This is a genomic window from Ideonella azotifigens, from assembly GCF_006519715.1.
Lineage (GTDB): Bacteria > Pseudomonadota > Gammaproteobacteria > Burkholderiales > Burkholderiaceae_C > Ideonella > Ideonella azotifigens.
Window position 1 is genome coordinate 1 of the sequence record NZ_VIDT01000629.1, and the last position, 3,266, is coordinate 3,266.

The following is a 3,266-nucleotide window of genomic DNA, read 5'->3' on the forward strand; positions in this document are numbered from 1 at the left end:
CAGCACTTGCGCTACCACCTGGCGCGGCTGCAGATCGAGCAGGGCCAGGGCGCAGCGGCCGATGCCGGCATCAGCGCGATGCTGGCCGATGCGAAGCAAGCGATGAGCATCGCCACGCGCAACCGCTGGCTGGGCCTGAAGATGCTCAGCGCGCCGACGCTGGCCGGCTTCCTCGCCGCGGTGCCGCGCCGCGTGCTGACCGAGGAAGCAGGGCAGCCCATCATCGACGCGGACCGCACCGTCGAAAAAGGCACCTCAAAGGCTGAAGCACCAGCGCCGCAGTTCCAACCGGCCGACGACTTCCCGCTGCGCCTCTACCGCAATCTGCCGCTGTCAGTCCTGAAGCTGGCCCAGCGCGCCCCGGCGCTACCGGGCACCGAAACCACCCGCTTGGCCGAGGTCATCTGGACCCGTGCGGCGCTGCTGGGCGACTGGGCCAGCGCCGACGAGATGGCGCCGCTGCTCGCCGCACCGCGCACCACCACCAAGGCGCTGTGGGACCGCTACGCCGCAGCCAACAGCCCGGCCGCCAAACGCGAAGCGGCGGTCGTGATCTGGGCCAACACGCCCGAGCTGGACCCGGCCCTCGTCAACGACCAGGGCCTGCAGCAGTCCTGGGGCTGCATCACCTACGCCAATGTGGACACCACTGCGGACCCCACCCACCTCGCCGGCCCCGCCTTCCTCACCGCCGCCGAGCGCGAAGCGGCACGGGCCGAGCAAGCCAAGCTGCAAGCCCTGCCACTGCGCAGCGAATACCTCGGCCCGCCACTGCTCGCCTGGGCCCGCAGCCACACCTCAGACCCCGAAGCCCCCAAAGCCCTGCACTTCTTCGTCGCCAGCACCCGCATGGAATGCCGCGGCGTGCCCGCCCACCCGCGCCCCAAGGACAACCCCGCCACCGACTCGAAAGACGCCTTCCAGCTGCTGCACAAGCAGTGGCCGAAAAGCGAGTGGGCGGGGAAGACGAAGTATTACTACTGACCGCCATGAGCAAACGGCCCTCGCCCTCCCTTCCTCCGCCTGCCGCTGCAGCCAACGAAGGTTCGTCCCCACGCAAGTTGCCGATCTGGCAACTCCTCGCGCTGGCTGCCAGCACCGGTACGGTCCTGCTGCACATGATGGGCAGCGTCCGCCACGACGGCTACCTCTCCCATTGGCAGATTGACGCTGCTCTTTTCCCCAAAGGGGTCGACTGGCTCCTGATTTATGGAGCGTATGGCCTGCTGGAGCGCACTGTCACCATCGCAAAGCTCGCGACGGAGTCTTGGCTCGTTGTTGCTATCGGGCTGGTTGTGCTCGCAACTTACATTTTTATCTTGTTAACGCCGCTGGGGGATTCCACCAAACCCAAGTTGTGGCTCCGGGCGCATCGGCCGTGGATCGCGCGGCTCATCGAGTCCCTGATGTGGAGCTCCGTGATCGCCGCGTTTTCCTGGATCCTGCTGATCGCCATCGTGCTGCTGATCGGTGTTCCGGGCCTGGCAGGCGAGATATCAGGCAGGACAAGCGCCGACCAAGACGCACTTGAGTTTGCCAAAGGCTGCGCTGCCTCGAAACCCCGCTGCGTCACGCTGCTGCGCGACGACAAACCCATTGCGCATGGCTACTTGCTGGATAGCTCGCCCGAGCATATTGCGCTGTTCGACGTGGACCTGAAGCAAGCCCGAGCCATTCCGCGCGACGGACTGGAGTTGCGCAGCGACCCGGAGCGAACGACGCTTGCCACCGGAGCAGCCAGCGCCGCATCCCAACCTTGAGTCATCGCGCCGATGCTGGACTCGGTGAGGAACACAACGCCGAACTGTTCGGCCAGTTGCGCAATCTCGGTAAGGGTCAGTGGTAGTCCTCTTCGCGCTGGTGACGCGCACCGATCACGAGGACCAGTTCCGGGGTGCGGATGTCGAAGCGGAGGACGTATCCAGTGGCGCCGAAGGGCACGATGAGTTCGCGCAACGAGGGGCGGGCACCCACCTTGCGGTAGCTGTAGGGCGTGGTCGAGAGGTGGGTGTTGGCAACCGTGCGGAGCACCTCGATGGCGTCTTGAGCGCGCATGGCCTCCTCGACCGTCTCGGCGCGCTCCAGCAGAAAGTCAAAAAGACGATCCAGATCGGCATCCGCCTCGGGGGTGAACTCGACCTTGAACGTCATTTGCGCAGCTGTTTCACCCGCGCTGCGACCTTCGCCTCCAGCTTCGACAAGACAACATCCGACGCGACGGAAACCCCGGTGCGTTCGTAGTTGGCCAGCGAGGCGTCGCAACGGGCAGCGAAGTCCGTTTGCATTCGCCGGAATTCGACGGCGTTGCGAACCGCGGTCTCGACAAAATCGGTCAGGGTCTCTCCGGGCAGCAGCGCGGCGTCGAGATCGGCGCGCAACTCAGGCTCGACGCGCACTTGCGGAATGACGGCGGTTTTCATGCGCGAAGTGTAGTGCGGGCGCACTACATGCTCAAGCCGGTGTTGGCAGGTGGCTTCGCGGCTTTCTGGTGGACGCCGAACCCCTCAAGCAGCCGTTCGCTATCGCTTCAGTGCGCTTGCGATCGTCCCGACCGTCTTGAGCGCCTGCTCGAATCCTGGATGATCGGGATGCCCGAAATTGATCCGCACGTGATGCCTGAAGCGCCGGTCGGCAGAGAACAGCTGGCCCGGCGCGAGGCTGATGTCCTGCGACAGCGCCAGCCGGTGCAGCGCCAGCGCATCGACCTGCGGTGGCAGCGCCAGCCACACGAAGTAGCCGCCCTCCGGCTGCGTGGCCCGCGTGCCGGCGGGGAAGTGCTCGGCGATGGCGCGCTGCACCACGTGCAGATGCCGCGCCAGCGTGGCGCGCAGCTGGCGCAGGTGGCGGTCATAGCCGCCATGTTCCAGGTATTCGCTCAAGCCCTCCTGCGAGGGCAGCGGCGCGGCGAGGGAGCTCATCAGCTTGCGCTGCGCCACTTCGCGCGCGAAGCGGCCTGCGGCCACCCAGCCCACACGGTAGCCCGGCGCCAGCGTCTTCGAAAACGAACTGCAGTGCATGACCAGTCCCTGGCGATCCCAGGCCTTCGCAGGCCGTGGCTTGTGCGCGCCGAAGTAGAGCTCGCCGTAGACATCGTCCTCGATCAGCGGCAGCTGATGCTGTGCGAGCAGCGCCACGAGCGCCTGCTTGGCGCCATCGGGCATCAGGCTGCCGAGCGGATTCTGGAAGTTCGGCATCAGCCAGCACACCTTGACGGGATGCTGGGCGAGCACGGCGGCGAGCGCGGCCACGGCGACGCTGGCGTCTTG

General features: G+C 66.4%; 5 protein-coding genes. 2 read left to right on the forward strand and 3 right to left on the reverse strand.

Annotated features, from left to right (window positions below; translation table 11 throughout):
* Together FKP22_RS32725 and FKP22_RS25295 are read left to right on the forward strand one after the other, a co-directional pair.
* Positions 1-984: hypothetical protein (locus FKP22_RS32725; RefSeq protein WP_211361576.1), on the forward strand; the 984-nt coding region annotated here is incomplete at its 5' end.
* Positions 985-989: 5 nt separating this feature from the next.
* Positions 990-1,760 carry a hypothetical protein gene (locus FKP22_RS25295; protein ID WP_141290481.1) on the forward strand — a complete coding sequence of 257 codons (771 nt, stop codon included), beginning with the start codon at positions 990-992 and terminating at the stop codon, positions 1,758-1,760.
* A 76-nt stretch (positions 1,761-1,836) separates the two neighbouring features.
* Here FKP22_RS25295 and FKP22_RS25300 read toward each other — a convergent pair whose 3' ends face one another.
* From FKP22_RS25300 to FKP22_RS25310, 3 genes are all read right to left on the reverse strand, one after another.
* On the reverse strand, positions 1,837-2,151 hold the full coding sequence (locus FKP22_RS25300; RefSeq protein WP_141290483.1) for a type II toxin-antitoxin system RelE/ParE family toxin: 315 nt from the start codon (positions 2,149-2,151) through the stop codon (positions 1,837-1,839).
* Positions 2,148-2,420 carry a YlcI/YnfO family protein gene (locus tag FKP22_RS25305; RefSeq protein WP_141290485.1) on the reverse strand — a complete coding sequence of 91 codons (273 nt, stop codon included), beginning with the start codon at positions 2,418-2,420 and terminating at the stop codon, positions 2,148-2,150. The genes FKP22_RS25300 and FKP22_RS25305 overlap by 4 nt, the downstream gene beginning before the upstream one ends.
* 99 nt (positions 2,421-2,519) lie before the next feature.
* Positions 2,520-3,266, reverse strand: a 747-nt coding sequence (locus FKP22_RS25310; RefSeq protein WP_141290487.1) for an aminotransferase-like domain-containing protein, incomplete at its 5' end; no start/stop codon positions are given.